At 62.4% G+C, this 22,413-nt stretch carries 14 protein-coding genes and 3 pseudogenes; 12 read left to right on the forward strand and 5 right to left on the reverse strand.

What is annotated here, in order from left to right; translation table 11 throughout:
* Positions 1-217: 217 nt before the first annotated feature.
* From B0G76_RS06010 to B0G76_RS06050, 9 genes and pseudogenes are all read left to right on the forward strand, one after another.
* A pseudogene (locus B0G76_RS06010) lies at positions 218-2,528 on the forward strand (putative bifunctional diguanylate cyclase/phosphodiesterase).
* 240 nt (positions 2,529-2,768) lie between these two features.
* The gene (locus tag B0G76_RS06015) at positions 2,769-2,969 is read left to right on the forward strand and encodes a hypothetical protein (RefSeq protein ID WP_183082000.1); all 201 of its coding nucleotides are present in this window, start codon (positions 2,769-2,771) and stop codon (positions 2,967-2,969) included.
* A 184-nt stretch (positions 2,970-3,153) separates the two neighbouring features.
* The gene (locus B0G76_RS06020; protein WP_120290881.1) at positions 3,154-4,554 is read left to right on the forward strand and encodes an FAD-containing oxidoreductase; all 1,401 of its coding nucleotides are present in this window, start codon (positions 3,154-3,156) and stop codon (positions 4,552-4,554) included.
* A 108-nt stretch (positions 4,555-4,662) separates the two neighbouring features.
* Positions 4,663-5,010, forward strand: coding sequence for a cupin domain-containing protein (locus tag B0G76_RS06025; RefSeq protein ID WP_120296234.1), 348 nt, complete (start codon positions 4,663-4,665; stop codon positions 5,008-5,010).
* A 138-nt stretch (positions 5,011-5,148) separates the two neighbouring features.
* A complete protein-coding gene (locus B0G76_RS06030; RefSeq protein ID WP_120290883.1) occupies positions 5,149-5,475 on the forward strand; it encodes a hypothetical protein in 327 nt (108 codons plus the stop codon).
* 86 nt (positions 5,476-5,561) lie between these two features.
* Positions 5,562-5,948 carry a DUF488 domain-containing protein gene (locus tag B0G76_RS06035; RefSeq protein WP_120290885.1) on the forward strand — a complete coding sequence of 129 codons (387 nt, stop codon included), beginning with the start codon at positions 5,562-5,564 and terminating at the stop codon, positions 5,946-5,948.
* A 171-nt stretch (positions 5,949-6,119) separates the two neighbouring features.
* Positions 6,120-6,695 carry a TMEM175 family protein gene (locus B0G76_RS06040; protein ID WP_120290887.1) on the forward strand — a complete coding sequence of 192 codons (576 nt, stop codon included), beginning with the start codon at positions 6,120-6,122 and terminating at the stop codon, positions 6,693-6,695.
* Positions 6,696-6,697: 2 nt separating this feature from the next.
* Positions 6,698-7,501, forward strand: coding sequence for a hypothetical protein (locus tag B0G76_RS06045; RefSeq protein WP_183082001.1), 804 nt, complete (start codon positions 6,698-6,700; stop codon positions 7,499-7,501).
* A gap of 24 nt (positions 7,502-7,525) precedes the next feature.
* Entirely contained in the window at positions 7,526-8,014 is a 489-nt protein-coding gene (locus B0G76_RS06050) for a metallophosphoesterase family protein (protein ID WP_120290889.1), read from the forward strand.
* A gap of 142 nt (positions 8,015-8,156) precedes the next feature.
* On the opposite strand, the gene proP is transcribed toward B0G76_RS06050, so the two are convergent.
* From proP to argA, 3 genes and pseudogenes are all read right to left on the reverse strand, one after another.
* On the reverse strand, positions 8,157-9,659 hold the full coding sequence (gene proP / locus B0G76_RS06055; protein WP_259460517.1) for a glycine betaine/L-proline transporter ProP: 1,503 nt from the start codon (positions 9,657-9,659) through the stop codon (positions 8,157-8,159).
* 776 nt (positions 9,660-10,435) lie between these two features.
* Positions 10,436-10,711 (reverse strand): oxidative damage protection protein, encoded by a 276-nt coding sequence (locus tag B0G76_RS06060; RefSeq protein ID WP_074282891.1) that lies wholly within the window; start codon positions 10,709-10,711, stop codon positions 10,436-10,438.
* Positions 10,712-10,766: 55 nt separating this feature from the next.
* Positions 10,767-12,156: pseudogene (argA, locus tag B0G76_RS06065) on the reverse strand (amino-acid N-acetyltransferase).
* Positions 12,157-12,179: 23 nt separating this feature from the next.
* Here argA and hrpA point away from each other — a divergent pair.
* Entirely contained in the window at positions 12,180-16,742 is a 4,563-nt protein-coding gene (hrpA, locus tag B0G76_RS06070; protein ID WP_120290891.1) for an ATP-dependent RNA helicase HrpA, read from the forward strand.
* Between the two features lie 213 nt (positions 16,743-16,955).
* Here the strand turns inward: hrpA and B0G76_RS06075 are convergent.
* A pseudogene (locus B0G76_RS06075) lies at positions 16,956-19,354 on the reverse strand (YadA family autotransporter adhesin).
* A complete protein-coding gene (locus tag B0G76_RS44520) occupies positions 19,251-19,571 on the reverse strand; it encodes an ESPR domain-containing protein (RefSeq protein WP_120290893.1) in 321 nt (106 codons plus the stop codon). The pseudogene B0G76_RS06075 and the gene B0G76_RS44520 overlap by 104 nt, the downstream one beginning before the upstream one ends.
* 617 nt (positions 19,572-20,188) lie before the next feature.
* Here B0G76_RS44520 and B0G76_RS06085 point away from each other — a divergent pair.
* Complete coding sequence (locus tag B0G76_RS06085) at positions 20,189-21,208, forward strand: beta-propeller fold lactonase family protein (RefSeq protein WP_120290895.1); 1,020 nt, start codon at positions 20,189-20,191, stop codon at positions 21,206-21,208.
* An 80-nt stretch (positions 21,209-21,288) separates the two neighbouring features.
* Positions 21,289-22,287 (forward strand): sterol desaturase family protein, encoded by a 999-nt coding sequence (locus B0G76_RS06090; protein ID WP_120290897.1) that lies wholly within the window; start codon positions 21,289-21,291, stop codon positions 22,285-22,287.
* Positions 22,288-22,413 lie beyond the last annotated feature (126 nt).

Raw genomic sequence — 22,413 nt, forward strand, 5'->3', positions numbered from 1 at the left:
GGCGGAAATAACCGCTCTCATGGCGGGTCTCGCCGCGACCACCGCGACCACCGAATCCGCCGTGTTAATGATGTTGCCGCTTCATTAGTTGACCGGATGGTCGGCCGGATCATGCGCTTTGTGCGCTATGCATCACGATTAAAGTACGCCGGTCTCGCGTAAACCCCGGTGTGCCGCGTACACTAACTTGCCGATGTGGGGGTTAGGGGGCGCACAGATGAAACGCGAAGCGACGTCGGATTACACGATGGGAGCAACGCCTGAGGGCACCCGCTACGGGCCGAATGTGGCCGAAGGGGTGCTGGCGTCGGAGCGTACGGTGTTGCGGCTGATCACGCGCAACACCCCGCTGCCGGAATTGCTCGACGAAGTATGCCGCCGCGCGGAAGCGCTGCTCGGCGAAGGCGCGACCTGTTCGATCCTGCTTCTGGACGCGGACGGCATCCGCGCGCGCGTGGGCGGCGCGCCATCGCTGCCGGCAGACTTCAGCGCCGCGATCGACGGCGTCGCGATCGGCCCACGGGCCGGATCCTGCGGCACCGCGATGTACGAGCGGCGCATGGTCGCCGTCGAAGATATCGAAACCGATCCGCTGTGGGCCGATTTCCGCCACCTCGCGTTGCCGCTCGGTTTGCGCGCGTGCTGGTCGGTGCCGTTTGAAAACGATGCCGGCACGGTGCTGGGCGCGTTCGCGGTCTATCACCGCACGTCGCGCCGGCCGAGTGCCGAAGAAGCGGCGATGCTCTATGACATCGGCCACAGTGTCGGTCTTGCCGTTCATCAGGACGCCATGGCGCAACGCCTCGCGCACAGCGAGGAGCACCACCGGCTGGTGGTGAATCATCTGAACGAAGGCATAGTCGTGCAGTCGCGCGAGGGCGTGGTGCTGGCTTGCAATCCGAGTGCGCAACGCATTCTGCGCGCGGGCGCCGACCTGACCGGCCACGATATTCTGACGGTGATGGTGCGCGCGTATCACGAAGACGGTTCCATCGTCACCGATGCCGATCGCCCGACCACTCAGGTGCTGGAGACCGGCAAACCGCTGCTCGGTATCACGATCGGTCTGGAGCTGATCGACGGCGATGTCGTCTGGATTACTGAGAATGTCGTGCCGATCATCAAAACGGGCGACAGTGAACCCAGTTCGGTGCTGATCTCGTTTACCGACATCGGACCGGTGCGCGAGGCGCAACGGCAGCTCAAGTTTCTGGCCACCCGCGATCCGCTCACCGGTCTCTACAATCGCGCCTACCTGGCCGAGCGAATGGGCGATCTGTTCGAGCCAGGCGGCGTGGCCGGGACGGGCGAGCTGGCGCGGGTCGCCGTGCTGTTCGTCGATCTGGACGGTTTCAAGAAGGTCAACGACACCGCCGGTCACGAGGCGGGCGACGCACTTCTGTGCAGCGTGGCGGAGCGTCTGTCGGCATGTGTCGCTCAGGGCGACACGCTCGCGCGCGTGGGCGGCGACGAGTTCGTGATCGCGGTCAGCGCTTATGAAAACACGGGCCATCTGATCGCGCTCGCCCAGCGCATTCTCGACACGATCGCGGTGCCGTTTCTGGTGGCGGACAACGAGTACTACATGGGCGCGTCGATCGGCATCAGTCTGTTTCCCGAAGACGGCCAGGACGTGGCCACGCTGATGCGCAACGCCGACTCGGCGATGTACCACGCGAAACAATGCGGCCGCAACAATTTTCAGTTCTTCACGGTCGAGCTGAATCAGCATCTGCAACGCCGCTTCATGATCGAGCAGGCCTTGCGGCGCGCGCTCGCCAGCGACGAACTGAGCCTCGTGTATCAGCCGATCGTCGACAGCAAATGCGGCCGCACGATTGGCGCCGAAGCGCTGCTGCGCTGGTACAACCCCGAGTTGGGGAATGTCTCGCCCGTGGAATTCATCCCCGTCGCCGAAGACGCCGGGCTGATCGTCGAGATCGGCGCCTGGGTGCTGGCGCGGGCCTGCGAGCAGGTCGCGCTATGGCGGCGCACGCTGGCGCCGGATTTGATCGTCGCGGTGAACCTGTCGCCCCGCCAGTTCAAAGGCGGCCTGGTGGAGCGGATCGAGCGCTGTCTCGAGCAGTCCGGACTCGAACCGGAGGCGCTGGAACTGGAGATTACCGAGCGCCTGTTGATGAGCGACAGCGACGCCGTTTTGCCGATGCTCACGGCGTTGAACGCGATGGGCGTGCGGATTTCCGTCGACGATTTCGGCACCGGTTATTCGTCGCTGTCGTATTTGAAGCGGTTTCCGCTGCATAACCTGAAGATCGATCGGTCTTTCGTCGCTGGATTGCCGGATCATCGCGATTCGATTGCGATCACGCAGGCGGTGGTGGCGATGGCCCATTCGCTCGGCATGAATGTCACTGCTGAGGGTGTGGAGACTGCCGAACAGGCGGCGTTTTTTGCGCAAAATTGCTTGCGACAAGCAGCAGGGGTATTTTTATAGCCGGCCCGTGGGGGCGAGTGCGTATGCGCGTTGCTTGCATGACGCGCAGATGGGGCTGGCCGGCGCGTCCTGACTGTCCTGGCGCCGCCGGCCATGGCCAGCGGCGCCGCAAACCCACATTGCCAGGCGGGCTAATACGGCATTCACGTCAATCGGACCTTCCCGCCGCAAGAGGCCAGATTCGATTGTTCAGTTTGACGAACAACTGCCTTCGCGTTCCTGGTATTTATCCGGATCCCTGATCTCCCTAAAATCCTCCCATCGAATGTAATTCCGCGCTGTGCCGAAGCGGCCCTGCGCAATGGGAGCCGCGATGGGACCCGTTATACCAGCCTTGATCAGAAACCAGCTTTATCGGCCATCGGTGGTCCTGCCGATGGTCGCCCTCATGCAGGTGATGGTGTCGCAGGATTTCAACCTCGGACAGGTCGGCTGGGTCGTCGCGGCGCGCGGCGCCCAGGCCGCGTTGCAACGTTCGCGCGAATTGATCTGCGCCGTGCACTGCCACGCCTGAACACCACCACGCGCAATCCACGCCAATCGGGTAGCGCCGGCCCCGCGGCGGGGTGAATAAAAATTGCGAGCCGGAGCGCCCGCTTGCAGCGCGCAACAGAAACCATCAGAAAAGGCGATCACGGCAACGCGAGGCAGTGAGGGTAAGATGCTACGACCTGCACCCCAGCCTCGGGAGATCTGCCATGCCACAGCACTTCGACGCAGTTGTGATCGGCACGGGACAGGGCGGTGCGCCGCTCGCTGTCCGTCTCGGTCAAAGCGGCCGTAAAACTGCGGTCATTGAACGTGGGGCGTTTGGCGGAACCTGTGTAAATGTCGGCTGCACGCCCACCAAGTCTTATGTGGCGAGCGCCCGAGCAGCCCACGTGGCGCGCCACGCGGCGGATCTCGGCGTGCAGGTGAGCGGCGCGGTCAGCGTCGATCTGGCCGCGGTCAAGGCGCGCAAGGATCGGATCATCGGCCAGTCGCGCGACGGCGTCGAGAAATGGCTGCGCGGCACGGATAACGTCACCGTCTTCAATGGCCACGCACGCTTCACCGGCGCGCATGCGCTTACCATCAGCGGCTCGGACGGCGCGGCGCCAATTGAACTCAGCGCCGACGAAATCTTCATCAATACCGGTACGCGCGCGGTCGTGCCGCCGCTCGAAGGGCTCGAGCGAATTCGCTACTACACCAACTCCAACCTGCTCGAACTGACGGAATTGCCGGACCATCTGGCGATTGTCGGCAGCAGCTATATCGCGCTCGAATTCGCGCAGATTTTTCGCCGCTTCGGCAGCCGCGTGACGGTGCTGGTGCGCGGCGAGCGCGTGCTCACGCGCGAGGATGCCGACTTCGCCAGCTCTGTGCAGAAGGTGCTGGCGCGTGAAGGCGTCGAGTTTGTCTTCGGCGTGCAGCCTTCGCGGGTCGAGCCGCATCCGCATCGCGACAACGAGGTGTGCATTGGCTTTGAGCAGAACATTCCCGCCCTCGAAGCATCGCACTTGCTGTTCGCCACTGGCCGCGAGCCGAATACCGACGACCTCGGCCTCGCCGCCGCCGGCATCGCGACGGACAGGCACGGCACGATTCCCGTCGACGGCCAGTTGCGCACCAACGTGCCAGGCATCTGGGCGATCGGCGACGTCAATGGGCGCGGCGCCTTTACCCACACGTCCTACGATGATTTCCAGATCGTCGCGGCGAATCTGCTCGACGGCGGCACGCGCAGCGTCGACACGCGAATCATGGCGTATGCGGTGTTCGTCGACCCGCCACTCGCACGCGTCGGACTCTCGGAGGCCGACGTGCGCAAGGACGGCCGCGACGTGCTGATCGCCACCATGCCGATGACGCGGGTGGGTCGCGCCCGCGAACGCGGCGAGACTGACGGCTTCATGAAGGTGCTGGTGGACGCGGGCAGCAAACAGATTCTTGGCGCGGCGATCCATGGCATCGAAGGCGACGAAGCGCTGCACACCTTTATCGACATCATGACGGCCGGCGCGCCTTATCCGACCTTGCAGTACGCCATGCACATTCATCCGACCATCAGCGAACTGGTGCCGACCTTGCTCGATGGGCTCAAACCGATGAAATAAGCAGTGCGCCCGGCAACGAGCCGGGTGGCGGGCGCGGCGGGCGCGACGGGCGTGATGGACGAAAGCGCGCAGCGAACGCAGGTGACGGACATAGCCGGAGCACGAGCGATGAAACGCATAAGCGGTAGCGGCAATCTCTTCGATCCAGGTACGGCGGCGAGCCCTGACGAGCAAGTCGACGCCCTCCTGGAAGACGCCGGCGTAAGCATCGAGCGGATCGTCTCGCGAGGGCACGCAAGCCCGCCAGGCTTCTGGTACGACAGTCCGCGCGCCGAGTGGGTTGTGCTGCTGAGCGGCGCGGCGACTCTCGAATTCGAAGGTGAACGCGACCTGCATCCGATGAAGCCGGGCGACCACGTGCTGATCGAAGCACATTGCCGGCATCGGGTGGCGTGGACACGCGATACGGAGCCGAGCGTGTGGCTGGCGGTTTACTACCCTGGTGTTCGCCACTGACTGATGACCAAACGGCGTCGGGCGGCCTCAAATAGCATCGTCTGCCGCCAGACAACTTGATTGCCAATGACCGATAGCTGAGATCACGGTGCCATAACGGGATTAAACTCGAACTGGCACGTATCCTGGAGCAAGATCATGACTGATGCCGACCCTAAAAGCACTTTTCGCGGTCTTCCGTTGACCCCGGAACAGGACGCGGAAGTCAGACACTACATAAAAAAACAGAAGCAACAGGGCGCCGAGTGGGACACGCCTGAACTGGCGTCCATGCTGCGAGACATGCTGGAACCCCCGGGCGATGACGACTCAGAAGACGCAGAATTCGATCCCGATTTCGACGAAACGAAAGCAGCCGCGGAACGCGCGGCGTCTTCGATCGACGAGGCGATGGACCCGATCGAAGCGAGCGAAGAGCGCAACGCAGCCATGGAAATCGAGGCGATGAAGGGCTTGAGACGCTGAGCTTGCAACGCAGAGCCACCGGCGAGTGGCGTCTATCGACCCGGCGGGGACGGCCGCGAGTTCGCCACGAATCAGGAAAACAAAACATGAGCATCAGCATTGTCCAGCTCGGGTCTCCGAGGGCAGACGACGAAGGGCTGCGAATCGGCACCGTTCGGCGGCCGCCACGCGGCGTACCCAAGACGGAATTCGCCACGCGCGACTATTACGATGTGTGGCTGCCCAGTCTGTCGCCGGATGCGGAATTGATCAAAGAAGCAAAGGCGATCACCAGCGATGTTGATTGGGCCGCGTTCGCGAAAAAATTCCGGACGGAGATGAATGCTAGCGATAACAGCAAGGTGTTGGACCTGCTTGCTGCATTGTCAAAGACGACGAACTTTTCCGTCGGTTGTTACTGCGAGGACGAAAACCGGTGTCACCGCAGCATTCTTCGTCAGTTGCTAAGCGAGCGGGGCGCGCTGATACGGTGACGCGTGCCGACGCGGCCAGCCGGTATTCGACAACTGCCGTTGTCATCGCCGATAATCGGCGGCGTGCGCGCCTGCCTGGGTTTGCCTGCGAGTCCGGCGGGCAATTGCCGTGCGCCATGCCGGCAAGCGCATCTCTTCACAACCACGATAAAACAACCAGGAAACCGACCGATGGGCAAGGGACGCGTCGAAGCCTTCAGCGATGGCGTGATCGCCATCATCATCACAATCATGGTGCTTGAGTTGAAGGTGCCGGACGGCTACGATCTCGCCGCGCTGCGCCCCATGATCCCGGTATTCTGCGCGTATGTGCTGAGTTTCATTTATGTCGGCATCTACTGGAACAATCATCACCACTTGTTCCATGCCGTGCAGAAGGTCAACGGCTCGGTGCTGTGGGCCAATCTCCATCTCTTGTTCTGGCTGTCGCTGTTGCCGGCCGTCACGCATTGGGTCGGCGCAAATCATCTCGCCGCCTGGCCGACGGCGATGTACGGCGCGGTGCTGTTCATGTCGGCGATTGCGTATTTCATTCTGACCCGCGTGCTGATCCGCGAGCACGGCACGGAGTCGACGATCGCGAAAGCCGTGGGCAACGACTTCAAGGGCAAGGTTTCGGTCGTCATCTATCTGGCGGGCATGGCGCTCGCATTCGTTCAGCCGTGGCTCTCCGCTGCGCTCTACACGCTGGCCGCGGCGTGGTGGCTGGTGCCCGACAGGCGTATCGAACATCTGATGGAAGCGTAAGCATGTTGCTTATGCTCAAGCTCGCGCTGGTGCCCGCGTTTCTCGCCGCGCTGACCGTGGCGGGACAGGTGTGGGGGCCGTCCGTGGCGGGATGGCTGGCGGGGCTGCCGGTGGTGGCCGGGCCGATCGTGTTGCTGCTCGCGCTGGAGCGTGGGCCGGCGTTCGCGGCGCAGGCGTCGGCGGCGTCGATCGCGGCGGTTGCCGCCTCCGAGGCGTTCAATTTTGCATATGCATGGACTTGCCGGCGTTCGGCGTGGCCGTTGGCGCTGGTGGCTGGCATGCTCGGCTGGGTCGGTGTTGCGATGCTGCTCACGCATCTGCCGGGTGGACTGATGTGGGCGGTGGCCGCGGGCTGTGTCGCCGTCGCCATTTCGCAAAGCGGCTTGCCCCGTGTCGCGGGCCACGTGCCGGCGGTGCGCCTCGGGCTCGGCGACCTTGTGTTGCGCATGCTCGCCGGCGCGTTGCTGACGGTGGCGGTGACCACACTTTCCGCATCGATGGGCGCGACGTGGAGCGGGCTGCTGTCGGTGTTTCCACTGCTCGGTATCGTGCTCGCGGTGTCGGCCCAGCGCGCGCATGGCGCGGATTTCGTCGCGTTGTTGATGCGTGGCATGGTGATTGGCCGCGGCTCGTTTGCGGCGTTTTTCGCCGTGACCGCGACGATGCTGCCGCACTATGGAGTGTGGCTGAGTTTTGGGTGCGCGGCGGTGGTGTCGATGGTGGTGCAGGGGGCAACCAAACGGCTGCTTCGCGCGAAGCCGCAGGTGTTGGCGCGGGAATTCGCAGAACAGCAGCCGGCAGAATGAGGCCGTTTGGCCGATACTCACGTCATGACTGCGCGTACGCAAAACTCACTAGCCACCCGAATCGGCCTGATCTCCGATACGCACAACCTCGTGCGTCCTGAGGCCCTGCAGTACCTCAACGGGTGCGATGCGATTATCCACGCGGGCGATATCTGCAATCAGGCGGTGCTCGATGCACTTGCGAAGATCGCGCCGGTCACCGCCGTGCGCGGCAACAACGATATCAGCGAGCCGGTCGCCTCGCTGCCGACTCACGTCAAGCTGACCGTGCAACAGGTGACGATCCTCGTTGTGCACGATATCGCCGACGTGGGCAACGATCCGCGTCGTGAAGGCATCAATGTAGTCGTGACGGGGCACTCGCATAAGCCTGCGATCAGCGAGCGCGACGGGGTGCTGTTCGTCAATCCAGGCAGTGCCGGACCGAGGCGTTTCAAGTTGCCGATTTCCGCCGGCATGCTGATTATTGAAGGCGCGCACGCAAGCGCAACGTTCGATTCCCTGCTGACATAAAAACGGGCCGGCAAAATTTTGCCGGCCCGTTTTTGGACACGCTAACTCGAATTGGCGCGGTTCCACGCCACTGCGCGCTACGGTGGGCGATACGCGTGTTACTTCGGCAACTGACTACCGCCCACTACCGCGCAACCCAGGTTCAGGCACGCGCCGTAGCCGCGGCAGCGTAGCTTTCATCCATCTCGGCTGCCTCACGCTCGCCGCGCAGCACCGCATGCGCTTCCGCTCGCGTCGCGACACAAGGACCCGAGCCGAGCAACGGCTTGCGGGCCGTTTCGCGCAGCGCGAGCACCGACACGATACCGATCAACGATGCACCCATCAGGTAGTACGCGGGCATCATCAGATTGCCGGTGCTGTCGACCAGCCATGCCGCGACGAGCGGCGTCGTCCCGCCGAACAGCGACACCGAAATGTTGAAGCCGATGGCGAGCGCACCATAGCGGATCTTCGTCGGGAACAGCGCCGGCAGCGCCGACGGCATCACGCCGGTGAAGCACGACAGCAGCACGCCGAGGATCATCAGCCCGCCGAACACCGGCAGCACCGTGCCCATGCGGATCAGCAGCAACGCGGGGATCGACAGCAGCAACAGACCCACGCAACCGAACAGCATCACCGGCTTGCGGCCGATCTTGTCGGACAGGTGCCCGGCCGCCAGCGTCATCGGCATCATCAGGACCATCACGAGCAGCACGAGGAAAAGGCCGTGCGTTTCGTTGAAGTGCAGCGTGGCCGACAGATAGCTCGGCAGATACGAGAGCGCCATGTAATCGGTGACGTTGAAGATCAGCACGAGGCCGACGCACAGCAGAAGCGGCTTCCATTGCTGCATGAGCAATTCGCGGAAAGATTGCTTCGGGACCGCTTTGTCTTCGGCTTCGCGTTGCTCGGCCTGCTTCTTGAACGCGGGCGTTTCTTCGAGCTTCATCCGGATGTACAGACCGACCAGACCCAGCGGGCCCGCGATCAGGAACGGCACACGCCAGCCCCACGAGAGCAGCGCGTCGTTCGAGAGGGTGGCCGTCAGAACCACGACCGTGCCCGCGCCGAGCACATAGCCGATCAGCGTGCCGAACTCGAGGAAGCTGCCCATGAAGCCGCGGCGCTTGTCCGTCGAGAATTCGGCGATGAAGGTGGCGGCGCCGCCGTATTCCCCACCCGTCGAGAAGCCTTGCACCAGACGCGCGACCAGCAGCAACGCCGGCGCGAGAATGCCGATCGTCGCGTAGCTCGGAATCAGGCCGATTGCGAAGGTGCCGACTGCCATCATGATCATCGTCATGGCCAGCACACGCTGACGGCCGATGCGGTCGCCCAGCGGCCCGAACACCATGCCGCCGAGCGGCCGCACGAGGAACGCCGCGGCAAATGTGCCGAAGGTGGCGATCAACTGGGCGGACGGACTCGACGACGGGAAGAACACTTTGCCGAGCGTGACAGCAATGTAGCTGTACACGCCGAAATCGAACCATTCCATCGCGTTGCCGAGCGCCATGGCGCCGACGGCCCGCTTGAGGAGGGATTTGTCGACGACGGTGATGTCGTCGAGTGAGAGGCGTTGTTCTTCTTTGTGGTGTCGCCAGAAGCCGTTGCTGGAAGCGGTCAAGGTGAAAACTCCAATGACTGCGACGAAACTCATGAAAACGCGCATGAACGTTCCGCCACGGGTGCTGGGGAAGTGCAGTTTCGCGAGCAGAGCGATGGCGCCTCTCTCACCCGGAGGCGATAGAGGAAATGGGCGTAAAAAAGAAAACAGAACGCCCGTGCCTCGCGAACGATTCGCGAAAAAACACTCGTCTAGATTGTGCTGACTGTTGCATCTGCGTGGCCGTGGAAGGGGGGCAGATGCATGAGGACGCTGGGGTGGCTGGAAGCTGGCCCATGCGCCGCTGGAAGGCTTGAAACGAAAAAGGCCGGTTGCTTCATTCGCCGCTCACGGTGTCACATGGAGCGGAGAAACGACCGACAAGCCTTCTTGTATAAAAACTGTCCGATTCAGCGTGGCGGCGTACCGGAAAGGCACGGTGAGCCAGTTTGAAAAGAACGCGACTGCGGATGATGCGCGGATGAAATGCAGGTGAATTGCTGTTGGAACGATGCACATGTTAGCACGATGACAGAGGATCGTGCAAACCCGAGGGGCGGCAGGAGGCTTGGGGAAGGCGCTGAATCCCTTGCGGGGTGGGGGATAGCGCGGATTGCGGCGGTATGGAAAGAAGGCTTAAAAACGACCTGAAATGTACCGGTTGGTGAGGCCGGCGGTGCTCTGAAGAAGGCGCTGGAAACGAAAAAGCGGACCAGATATCGGACGAAAAGTCGGACCAGAAATCGGACAAAAAAAATCCGCGCACGCGGCGCGGATTTTCGTGTGACTTTGCTTGGCGATCGAGGCTGTGAACGCTGGGACGAAAATAGTTATTCCGCTGCCGGTGGCACGTAACCCTGCGCCGTATCCGCGCCTTCGCCGAAGAAGAACTTTTCGGTCTGCTTCATCAGATATTGACGCGCGCGCGGGTCTGCCATGTTCAGGCGGTTTTCGTTGATGAGCATGGTTTGTTGCTTCAACCAGGCTTGCCAGGCTTCCTTCGAAATGCCTTCGTAGATCCGCTTGCCGAGTTCGCCCGGCAGCGGCGGAAAATCGAGGCCTTCGGCTTCCTTGCCGAGCTTTGCGCATTGAACCATACGAGTCATGCTGTGCTTCTCCTGTAATCAATGTGGGGGCGGCAGTCGCTTTTTATAGGGACGCTCAGAGCTGTTTCATCAGCACGAGCGACTTGCGCTGCCAGTTATAGAGTCGGCGGCGGTCTTCCGGCAGATCGTCGACGGTGACCTTGACGAAGCCGCGCTTGAGGAACCAGTGTTCGGTACGCGTGGTGAGCACGAAAATCCGCGTGAGGCCGCGTGCGCGGGCGCGTTGCTCGATGCGCTTGAGCAGGCGCTCGCCGTCGCCGGTGCCTTGCGCTTCGGGCGCGACCGTGAGGCATGCCATTTCGCCGATGCGCTCCTGCGGATACGGATACAGCGCCGCGCAGCCGAACAGCACGCCATCGTGCTCGATCACCGAGAAATGGTCGATGTCGCGTTCGATCTGGTGGCGGCCGCGCCGCACCAGCGTGCCGTCCGATTCGAGCGGCTCGATCAGCGAGAGAATGCCGCCGACGTCGTCCGGTGTGGCTTCGCGCAGGCTTTCGAGGTTCTCGTACGAGATCATCGTGCCCACGCCGTCGTGCAGGAACAGTTCGAGCAGCAGGCTGCCGTCGAGCGCGTAGGGGATGATGTGCGCCCGTGCCACGCCGCCGCGGCAGGCGCGGATCGAATGCTTCAGGTAGAAAGCGGCGTCGCCGGTGACTTCGCCGCTTTCATGCAGCTTGTAGGCGTCGTCGAGCGACAGTTCGCGGAGCAGTTCGGGACCTTCTTCGCCGGCTTCCATCAGACCCGGCGTTTCGGTCAGGAACACAATCTTGTCGGCGCGCAACGCGATGGCCGCCGCCGAGGCGACATCTTCCATCGACAGATTGAAGGCCTCGCCGGTGGGCGAGAAGCCGAGCGGCGACAGCAGCACCAGTTTGCGGCTTGCGAGCGAATGGCGGATCGAATCCGCGTCGATCTTGCGCACCACGCCGGTGTGGGCGAAATCGACGCCGTCCAGAATGCCGACCGGGCGCGCCGTTACGAAGTTGCCGGACACCACGCTGATGTGCGCGTGCGCCATCGGCGTGTTTCGGCAAGCCCTGGCTGATCGCCGCCTCGATATCCAGACGCACTTCGCCGGCCGCTTCTTTCGCCGACTCCAACGCGCGCGCGTCGGTAATGCGCATGCCGTGCGAGAACTCGGATTCCACGCCGTGCAGGCTCATCTGCTCTTCGACCTGCGGTCGCGAGCCGTGCACCAGCACGATCTGAATGCCCATGGCCTGAAGCAGCGCGATATCGGACACGAGCGCATTCAGGAGCCCCTGATGCACCACCTCGCCGCCGAAACCGACGACGAACGTCTTGTTTCGGAACGCATGGATGTAAGGGGCGACTGAGCGCATCCAGTCGACAAATTGCGCGTGCTGGGCGAGATCTTCCGTTGCTCCGGCGGGGGCCGGAACGCTCGCGGGCGCGGGGACGAGGTCGGTTTGGGAATTCATGCCGGGGATTATAATGCGCCCCCATGTCGAATGTACCCAAAAGTCCCGCTACGGCGAACGAGAATGTGGCGCCGGCCGCCGATCAGGTGAACGCCGGCGACGCCTCGCGTCGTAATGCGCAGGACGCCAACCGCAACACGCCGGAAACGGCGCGCGAGTCACGACGTGCCGCAGAAGGCGCGGATGTGTCTGCGCAGAAAAAAAACCAGCCACAGGGCGCGCGTCGTGAAGTGGGCGCGCAGATGCCGAAAGCGGCTCATGAGGGGCGCAAACAGTTGCCGCAAGGCGAAGCTTCGCGCAGGCCACCGAATGCCGGTGGCGCGGCGCAGCCGGCGCGCCGTGATGAAGGGCACGCGCAAAACGCGTCTCGCGGCCAACGTCCGCAGCAAGGCGATGAGCGGCGCGGGCAGTCTGCCAGTGCGAGTGTGCCGAATCAGCCAAATCAGTCGAAGCGCGGCGATGACCACACTAGCCACACTAATCAGCACGGCCGCGCACGGGCTCAAGGCGGCGAGCCTAACCGCGAATCCGGCGCGCCCGCGCAGAAATCGCAGCAAGCAGGCGATGCACAAAGCGGCCAGCCACGTCGTGAACCACGTCCGCCACGCGCTCAACGCGTCGTCGAGCCGAACCCGATTCCGCCGATCACGTTCCCCGAAGCGCTGCCGGTCTCAGGCCGCCGCGAAGAGATCGCGCGCGCCATCGCGCAAAATCAGGTCGTGATCGTCTGCGGCGAGACCGGTTCGGGCAAGACGACTCAGCTGCCGAAAATCTGCCTCGAACTCGGGCGCGGTCTCGGCGCGGGCGGCACTGGTCTGATCGGTCACACGCAGCCGCGCCGGATTGCGGCATCGGCGACGGGCCGCCGCATCGCCGAAGAACTCGGCACGCCGTTCGGCGAAGTGGTCGGCTACAAGGTGCGTTTTACCGACAATCTGTCGCCGGGCGCGTCGGTCAAACTCATGACCGACGGCATTCTGCTCGCCGAAACTCAGACCGATCCGCTGCTCAAAGCCTACGACACGCTGATCATCGACGAAGCGCACGAGCGCAGCCTGAACATCGATTTTCTGCTGGGCTATCTGAAAGAAATCCTCGTCAAGCGGCCCGATCTGAAGCTGATCGTGACCTCGGCGACGATCGACGCGGACCGTTTCGCACGCCATTTCGGCCGTGACGACAAGCCCGCGCCGGTGATCGAAGTGAGCGGGCGTCTCTATCCGGTCGAGGTGCGGTATCGCCCGGTCGCGGAGGACAGCCCGGCGATTAAAGCGGCCGAAGGTTCTTCTTCGTCCGCGTCGTCGCGTGAACGGCCGAAGACTCAGCGCGAAACCGATCGCGATCTGATGGAGGCGATCGTCGACGCCGTCGACGAACTGTGTCGCGAAGGCCCGGGCGACGTGCTGGTGTTCCTGCCCGGCGAACGCGAGATTCGCGATGCCGCCGAGGCGCTGCGCAAGCATCATCCGCCGCATACGGAAATCTTGCCGCTGTTCGCGCGGCTCTCCGCGGCCGAACAGGAGCGCGTGTTCCGCACCTCGAACGCGCGCCGCATCGTGCTCGCGACCAACGTCGCCGAAACCTCGCTGACCGTGCCGGGGATTCGCTACGTGGTCGATACGGGCCTGGCGCGTGTGAAACGGTACTCGTACCGCAACAAGGTCGAGCAGCTGCAGGTCGAGTCGATTTCGCAGGCCGCCGCGAATCAGCGGGCAGGGCGTTGCGGCCGTGTTGCCGATGGTGTGTGTATCCGTCTGTATGAGGAAAGCGACTTCCAGGGCCGCGTGCGCTTCACCGAGCCGGAGATTTTGCGTTCGTCGCTGGCGTCGGTGATTCTGCGCATGAAGTCGCTGCATCTGACGGCGATCGAAACCTTCCCGTTCATCGAGCCGCCGCCGGGCCGCGCCATCGCCGACGGCTATCAGTTGCTCAACGAACTGGGCGCCGTCGACGACGACAACCAGCTCACGCCGCTCGGCCGCGAACTCGCGCGCTTGCCGCTCGACCCGCGCGTCGGCCGGATGATTCTCGCCGCGCGCGATCAGCAGGCGTTGAAGGAAGTGCTGATCATCGCCAGCGCGCTGTCCGTGCAGGACCCGCGCGACCGGCCGATCGAAGCGCAGGAGCAAGCCGACCAGGCGCATCGCCGGTTCGCCGACGAGCGCTCCGAGTTCCTGCAATGGCTGAAGATCTGGAACTGGTTCGAAGAAGCGATCGCGCACAAGAAGTCGAACCGGCAACTGCAGGACGAGTGCCGCAAGAACTTCCTGTCGCAACTGCGTCTGCGTGAATGGCGCGACGTGCATTCGCAATTGTTGACCGTGGTGCGCGAGCACGGCTGGCGTCTGAACGAGGCGGAAGCGACTTTCGAGCAGATCCATCTGGCGCTGCTCACGGGCTTGCTGGGCAACATCGGCCTGAAAGCCGACGACGAACCGTATTTCCTCGGTGCGCGCAGCATCAAGTTTTACCTCTGGCCGGGTTCGGCGCTGGTGAAGAAGGCCGGTAAGTGGGTGATGGCCGCGGAACTGGTCGAGACGAGCCGTCTGTACGCGCGCTGCATCGCGAAGATCGAGCCGGAATGGATCGAGAAGATCGGCGAGCATCTGCTGCAGAAGTCATTGTCCGAGCCGCATTGGGAAAAGCGCGCGGCGCAGGTGTCGGCGTTCGAGCGCGCGATGCTGTACGGCCTGCCGATCTATCACCGGCGGCGCGTGAGCTTCGGCAAGCAGGACCCGGCGCGCGCGCGTGAGTTGTTCATTCGTGGCGCGTTGGTGGAGGGCGAATTCGATACGAAGCTGGCGTTCTTCGCGCACAACCGCAAGCTGCTCGCCGACATCGAGCAACTGGAACACAAGTCGCGCCGCCAGGACGTGCTGGTCGACGACGAACTGATTTTCGGCTTCTACGATCAGGCTTTGCCGCAAGGTATTTACACGGGCGCTGCGTTCGAGCGCTGGTATCGCGACGAGGTGAAGAGGAGCGGCCAGCCGGAAGACAAGCTGCGCCTGCTGTATCTGTCGCGCGACGATCTGATGCGGCACGAAGCGGCCGGCGTGACGACCGACCTGTTCCCGAAGCGGATGACGATGGCGGGCGTCGAGATGGCGCTCACGTATCACTTCGAACCCGGTTCGCCGCGCGACGGCGTGACGCTCGCGGTGCCGCTCTATGCGCTCAATCAGGTCGACGCACGGCGCTGCGAATGGCTTGTGCCTGGCATGCTGAAAGAGAAAACGCAGCTTCTGCTGAAATCCTTACCGCAGAAGCTGCGGCGCCATTGCGTGCCGCTGCCGGAGTTCGCGGCGGGTTTCGTCGAACGGCACGGCGGTCCGCACTTCGGCGCGGGCGGTTTGCTCGAAGCGCTGATCGCCGACATTCGCGAGCAGACTCAGGTCGCCATGAAGCAATCGGACTTCAAGCTCGAGACGCTGACGCCACACCTGTTCATGAATTTCAAGGTCGTCGACGAGCATGGGCGGCAGCTCGCAATGGGCCGCAATCTGTCGCAACTGCGTGCTGAACTGGGCGGGCAGGCGCAGCAGCATTTTCAGAAGATCGCATCGGGCGCGGCAGGGGCAGCGCTCGCGGATGCGGGCGGCGGTAGCGTGGCGGCTCCTTCGCACGCGGCGGGCTCGGCAGGCACGGCAAGCGGCGTGGCGTCGCGAGGCAAGGGCGCCGCTGCGTCCGGTCCGCAAACGGCATCGCAAGGCGGCGCAGCACCGGGTACCGCGCTTTACGAGAAACTCACCACGTGGAATTTCGGCAAGCTCCCCGAGTTGCTCGAAATTCGCCGCGGCGGCCAGACCTTGTTCGGCTATCCGGCGTTGGTGGATCGCGGCACGCACTGCGACGTCGAAGTATTCGATTCTCCGGACGAAGCCGCGCGTATCCATCGCGCGGGATTGCGGCGACTCTTCGGGTTGCAGTTGAAGGAGCCGATCAAGTATCTGGAAAAGAACCTGCCGGGTTTGCGCGAAATGGCGATGCAGTTCATGCCGCGCGGCACTCAGGAAGAGCTGCGCGATCAACTGATCGACACCGCGCTTGACCGCGCCTGCCTGCAGGACCCGCTACCGGCCGACGACGTCAGTTTCCACACGCGCCGCGACGAAGGCCGCAGCCGTCTGACTTTACTGGCTCAGGAAATTGCGCGCCTCGTCGGGCAGATTCTCAGCGAATACGCGACGGTCACGAAAAAACTGGTGCAGGCGAAGGCGTTCACGGCGGCGCACGCGGACATGCAGAATCAACTGGATGGCCTGATCGGCAAACGCTTTGTGGTCGATACGCCGTATGCGCAGTTGGCGCACTTTCCGCGCTATCTGAAGGGCATTGCGCTGCGTATTGACAAGCTGAAGGCGGACTCCGCGCGCGACGCACGGCAGTTCGCCGAATTCCAGCCGCTCTTGCAGCACTACCAGCGTGCACTCGCGCAACGCGGCGGCGTACTGGACACGCGCCTGTCGGAATTCCGCTGGCTGCTCGAGGAACTGCGCATTTCGCTGTTCGCGCAGGAGCTTCGTACGCCGATGCCGGTTTCGGTCAAGCGTCTTTACAAGGTGTGGGAATCGATGCAGCGCTGAATGTTGAGTGGAGTGGCGCGCTGCGCGCGTCTGCTCCAGGCGTGCGGTGCGGACTGCGAGGCGCAACGCTTTTGCAGTGTGCATAAAAAAACGCGCGACGCCACGCCTTTTGAGAATGACATCACGCGTAAAGGGCGCGGGTCTTCAGGACCCGCGCCCGCTCGCTGCTTTTACAACGTTGCTACAGCCATCTTGACGAGTGGCTCACGCGGCTTACCAGTGCATGCCGGCGCCGACCGATGCGCCGAACTGGCCACGCGAGTCAGAGGTGCCTTGCACCTTGTAGACCCACTTGCCGGTTTCCGACAGCTGCGACACGCCAATTGCCATGGCAGATTGACCGCCGTACGTGCCACCGGCAAGGGCGACCATGCCGTGACCCGGAAGGACCGCTTGCGGCAAACCTGCGGCCGCGAGCGCCGAAGCGGTGCCACCGTACGAATCGCGACGCGCCGAACGGATCTGGTCGTCGGTGTAGCTCTTGGCCTGACCGACCGCGCCGTTCATGCTCTGCTGCATCTGATTGACGTTGACCGCGTCCGTACCTTGCACACCGGCTGCGACGTTGATGATCTGGCGCTCCTGACCTGCTGCGCCCACCGACACCGTATTCGCTCTGTCTGCAACCGAACCTTGGCCCAGCGCGACCGAGTTGTCGGCGCTGGCGTTCGCCGCGGCGCCGAGTGCGGTGGCGTTGTTGCCGCTCTAGCGACCGAATTCGCGCCGATAGCGACAGCGTTGGTGCCGGTGGCCTGAGCGTTTGCGCCCGAAGCAATCGAGTGCGTGCCCGAGGACACCGCGCCTTCCGTATTGCGATCGCCGTCAGCGCTGAAGAACGGATTCGCTGCGTTCACCACTGCGTTGTTCGCCACTCCGTCGATGGCCGCATTCAGTTGGCCGACGTTGACAGCGTCGCTTGCATCTACGCCGTTGGCGACGTTGTGGATCGCGGTGCCTGCATCGCCGCCTAGCGTGACGCTGTTCCTGTTGACGCTGCCGTCGGCGTTCGTGTCGTACATCACTGCACCGTTGAGCTTGGCATCGGTTTGCGCGCTTGCTGCCTTCAGTTGGGCGACGTTGACGGCGTCGGTGTCCGCTGTGCCGGCTGCGACGTTGGTGATCTGGCGTTCTGCGCCTGCTGAGCCCACCGAGACGGTGCCCGCCCGGTCGGCGACGGAACCTTGGCCGAGTGCAACCGAGTTGGACGCAATTGCGTTCGCGTTGAAGCCGAGTGCGGTCGAGTTGTCGCCCTCGGCCGTGACGAGGGTGCCGACGGCTGTGCTGACATTACCTTGCGCCCATGAGCTTGAGCCGGCGGCGAAGGATTTGTCACCCTCGGCAATCGAACCGCTGCCGATAGCGACTGAATGGTCGCCGCTCGCGATTGCATCGTCTCCGCTGCCGTCGATGCCGGTTGCCTTGAAGTAGCGCGATGCGCTGGCCGTGGCGGCCTGCAACTGGCTGACGTTGACCGCGTCGGTGGCTTCGATGCCGGCTGCGACGTTGGTGATCTGGCGTTCGCTGCCGGTGGCGCCAACCGATACGGTGTTGTCGCGATCGGCCAGGGAGCTTTCTCCCAGCGCAACGGAGTTGACACCGGTCGCGGTCGAATACGTGCCGATAGCGGTGCCCTGAATGCCTGCGGCCGAATAGGCGCCGAATGCAACTGAACCGTAGTCGGATGCATTCGATCCGGTGCCAATCGCCACCGCTGTCATGCCTCCGGCGTATGCCATATTGCCGATTGCAACCGAATTGATACCTTCAGCCTGAGCCTTGTTGCCGAATGCCAACGAGTAGTCGCCACTGGCTTGTGCGTTGTAACCGATTGCCGACGATCCTTTACCTGTGGCGTGTGAATCGTCCGGCTGCAGCCCGGTATCGTTGGTGCGCACGTATTTCACGCCGGTGCCGTTCTTGTCAGTGTAGGCGCTGCTGGTGTCTCCGGCGACGGCGTAAAGCTGCGCGCCGTTCACGGCGTCGGTGCTGGTAGCTGAAACCACGCCTTGATGCAGGTTCGTATTCGTTGTGCCGCCCGTTATGCCACCGTCCGAGGATGCCGGACCGGCAAGCGTGACGCTGCTCTTGTCCGCGGGCGTTGCGTCGTACTGGACGCTATTGGCGGTGGCCGCGGCGATCTTGTCGTCGACGGCACTGAGCTGGCTGACGTTGACCGCATCGGTGTCTGCAGCGCCAGCGGCGACATTGGTGACACGCCGTTCATTGTTCTTCGAACCAACGGAAACTTCGCCAGTTGCGGTGGGCGCTGCAATTGCCGTTGCACCGGCGCCAACTGGCGCGTAAGCGGTTGTAGTCAGATCCGCGGTAGTGGTCGAGTTGGCGCCAAGTGCGACACTGTTGTCCGACGTCGCGGCCGCGCTATAGCCGATCGCGACTGAATTGTTACCGGTGGCGGTTGTAGCAGCGCCTATAGACGTGGCACCGTCTGCAGACGCTGTGGACTTGTCGCCGACCGCCGTACCGTATTGGTTCAAAGACCACGCCGCGTTACCAATGGCGGTGGAGCCGGTGGAAGTTGCCAGCGCATTTGCGCCTGCGGCAACCGCCGCGTTGCCAGCAGCCGACGCATTGCGGTCGACAGTAGGGTCCACTCCACTGGCATCGAAATAGTTTGTGGCTGCGTTGCCAGCTGCCAAAGCCGTCGACGCTCCGCCCATCAGCGTTGCCGCGGCCAATACCGCCTGCGCTACCGCCAATTTTCCTGCCCCGCCCCGCCCCGCCCCGCTTCGTCTTCGACCGTGCCGTTTCCGACGTGGCTACCCACGTTCCCGTCGCTTCACACCAAACCGATTTGTAAATCTTATTCATATTTTCTGAAACTCCGCGGAATTACGAGTGTGGACGGCGCGTGAAAGTAAGCGGATTCGGATAAGGCGTCATCGCCCTGATATGTCGCGCACAAAATAAAAACATATAGACCGCGGTTTCTCCGTTATCCGTTTTCCGTGTCCTGCTGAATTTTTCGCGCGTCCGAAACACCTGCTTTACGCTCTTAAGTCCACAGGATTAAGTGCATGAACGATGATCGGCGGGATTGTCAGGTGTGGTGTGGGAAGGGTGGAATAAGCCAATTACTAAACGATTGAAAATAAATAATTAATCGTCATTTATTTTTATTAATTGTGTTTAAAATGTATAAAGTAAATAAAAATAAATAACCGTCTTGGTTTGTCTTATGTTTATGTTGAAGATATAAGAATGTAATAATCCGTCTTTTTGATTAAAATAATGACATTGTGTAAATCGGATAAGGTTTTTCCTACGTGGAACCGTCGTTATGTCGGCAGTGCAGCGAAATTCGCCGACAGCGCCTTGCTTGCATCCCGCCTGGTTTCCGCTTTTCCGCACTTCGCACCCGCATCTAGCTCAACCTCTGGCCCGGGCAAACGTTCTACAATGGCGGTTGTTCTCCGAAGTGAGTTTTCATGCGTAAATTTTTTCTTCCCGGCTTGACTGCCACGTTCGCCGCGGGCGCAGCGCTGGTCGCCGCCGCAGGCTTTTTTTCTCCGGCGGCCCACGCCAACAACGTGATTGTGCTTAATTCCGGCGAAGCCACGCTGAGCCTGATCGACGAAACGACCCGCCAGGTCGTCGGCACGGTACCCACGGGCAAGGAACCGCACCATTTGATGGCGACGCCGGACAACTCGTCGCTGATCGTCGCGAATTCGGTGTCGAACAACCTGATGTTCGTCGATCCGAAATCGGGGCAGGTCCAGCGCTGGGTCGAGAACATTGAGGATCCGTATCAGATCGGTTTTTCGCCGGACCGCAAGTGGCTCGTCACTACCGGGCTGCGTCTGGACCGCCTCGACATCTATCACTACGACAGCCAGAAGAACCAGATGACGCTGGCCTCGCGTCTGCCGCTCGCGGTGATGCCGAGCCACATGGCGTTCACCAATGACAGCAAGACGGTATTCGTCACGCTGCAGGTCTCGGGCGAACTGGCCGCGATCGATCTGGCCACGCAAACCGTGAAGTGGAAGATGAAAGTCGGCAAGGTGCCGGCCGGTCTGTGGATGACCCCGGGCGAGAAGTACCTGCTGATCGGCATGACCGGCGCGGATTACGTTGCGGTGGTCGATTGGCGCAATCAGAAAATCGTCAAGACGATTCAGACGGGCAAGGGCGCACACAATTTCCGCTCGCTGGCTGACGGCAAGCATGTGGTGGTGTCGAACCGCGTCGCGAGCACGATCAGCATCATCGACGAAGACACGCTCACGAACGTCGGCGACATTGCCGGCTTGATGCCCGGGCCGGACGACATGGAACTGTCCGCCGACAAACGCTATCTGTGGGTTACCTTCCGCTTCGCGAAGCATGTCGGCATCATCGACCTGAACACGCGTAAGCTGATCCAGACGATTGCAGTCGGCCGTTCGCCGCACGGTATCTATTTCTTCAATCGCGCGCCGGTTACGGCGCCGAACGGCGCGTAATGAGTAATAAGCGTGTAATAAGCGTGTAACAGGCGGCGGCAATCAGCGAACCGTCAGGAATGAAGTAACAGGCCAGAACCATGTTCCATCTGATTTTTTCTTCTCTCGACAGCTTCGTCTCAGCCGTGCAGACGCTGCTGTACATCGACGTGGTGCAGCCGCTGCTGTTCCACTTCGACCTGATGGACTATGACGAAGACACTTACGACAGCCTGTATTGGGTGCTCGTCGGCGTCTTCGAGGTGCTGGCGATGTACGCGATCCTGCGCCCGCTCGAGGCGCTTCGCCCGGTGGAGCAGTGGGAAAACCGCAAGGCCGTGCGGGTCGACGTGATTTACACGGGGATCGCCAAGCTCGGCTTCCTCAACCTGTTCTTCTTTTTCGCGCTGCAGCCGTTCTTCGACACCGTGCAGGCCTGGCTGCGCTTGCACAACATCGCGAATATCGATTTCGACAATTTGTGGCCGGGTGTCACCACGCAGCCGCTCGTCACGTTCGTGATGTATCTGCTCGTGCTCGATTTCGCCGGTTACTGGTACCACCGCTGGGAGCATCGGATCGGCGTCTGGTGGGAATTGCACGCGGTGCATCATAGTCAGCAGCAGATGTCGCTGTGGACCGACGACCGTAACCATCTGCTCGACAATCTGTTGCAGGCGTCGTTCTTCGCGGTGATCGCGCTGGTGATCGGCGTGCCGCCGTCGCAGTTCGTCGTGCTGGTGGCAATCACGAACCTCGCGCAGAGCGTGCAGCACGCGAACATCCGTCTGTACTTCGGCTGGTTCGGCGAGCGCCTGCTGGTCAGTCCGACTTTCCACCGCCGTCACCATGCGATCGGCTACGGCCACGAAGGCCTGAAGTACGGTTGCAATTTCGGCGTACTGTTCCCGTGGTGGGACATGCTGTTTCGCAGTGTGTCGTGGAACCGCGAAATGGAGCCGACTGGTATCCGCGACCAGCTCGAAAGCCGGCGTTACGGGGACGGTTTCTGGGCGCAGCACTGGCTCGCCTTCGTGCGCATCGCCGGGCGCCTTTCGCCGAAGCGTCGTACCGAGGGCCGCGACGCCGCTCCGGTTTGAGCATTCTTCCTCTCACGCCGCCGGTTTTCCCGGCGGCGTGTCACGTGGTTTATCCTGTTCACGTTTGCGCGTACAACCTTGGCCTCATGGCCGGTGCGTTGCGCCATCCGCCTTTTTCCATCGTTT

This window comes from Paraburkholderia sp. BL23I1N1 (assembly GCF_003610295.1).
Taxonomy (GTDB): Bacteria; Pseudomonadota; Gammaproteobacteria; order Burkholderiales; family Burkholderiaceae; genus Paraburkholderia.

Excerpts from the sequence above, each read along its gene's own strand:
- B0G76_RS06040 (WP_120290887.1), top strand. The coding sequence starts at position 6,120 with ATGGGCAAGGGACGCGTCGAAGCCTTCAGCGATGGCGTGATCGCCATC.
- B0G76_RS06030 (WP_120290883.1), top strand. The coding sequence starts at position 5,149 with ATGACTGATGCCGACCCTAAAAGCACTTTTCGCGGTCTTCCGTTGACC.
- B0G76_RS44520 (WP_120290893.1), bottom strand. The coding sequence starts at position 19,571 with ATGAATAAGATTTACAAATCGGTTTGGTGTGAAGCGACGGGAACGTGG.
- B0G76_RS06015 (WP_183082000.1), top strand. The coding sequence starts at position 2,769 with ATGGGACCCGTTATACCAGCCTTGATCAGAAACCAGCTTTATCGGCCA.
- B0G76_RS06025 (WP_120296234.1), top strand. The coding sequence starts at position 4,663 with ATGAAACGCATAAGCGGTAGCGGCAATCTCTTCGATCCAGGTACGGCG.
- B0G76_RS06085 (WP_120290895.1), top strand. The coding sequence starts at position 20,189 with ATGCGTAAATTTTTTCTTCCCGGCTTGACTGCCACGTTCGCCGCGGGC.
- B0G76_RS06090 (WP_120290897.1), top strand. The coding sequence starts at position 21,289 with ATGTTCCATCTGATTTTTTCTTCTCTCGACAGCTTCGTCTCAGCCGTG.
- hrpA (WP_120290891.1), top strand. The coding sequence starts at position 12,180 with ATGTCGAATGTACCCAAAAGTCCCGCTACGGCGAACGAGAATGTGGCG.
- B0G76_RS06060 (WP_074282891.1), bottom strand. The coding sequence starts at position 10,711 with ATGACTCGTATGGTTCAATGCGCAAAGCTCGGCAAGGAAGCCGAAGGC.
- B0G76_RS06020 (WP_120290881.1), top strand. The coding sequence starts at position 3,154 with ATGCCACAGCACTTCGACGCAGTTGTGATCGGCACGGGACAGGGCGGT.
- B0G76_RS06050 (WP_120290889.1), top strand. The coding sequence starts at position 7,526 with ATGACTGCGCGTACGCAAAACTCACTAGCCACCCGAATCGGCCTGATC.
- B0G76_RS06045 (WP_183082001.1), top strand. The coding sequence starts at position 6,698 with ATGTTGCTTATGCTCAAGCTCGCGCTGGTGCCCGCGTTTCTCGCCGCG.
- proP (WP_259460517.1), bottom strand. The coding sequence starts at position 9,659 with ATGAGTTTCGTCGCAGTCATTGGAGTTTTCACCTTGACCGCTTCCAGC.
- B0G76_RS06035 (WP_120290885.1), top strand. The coding sequence starts at position 5,562 with ATGAGCATCAGCATTGTCCAGCTCGGGTCTCCGAGGGCAGACGACGAA.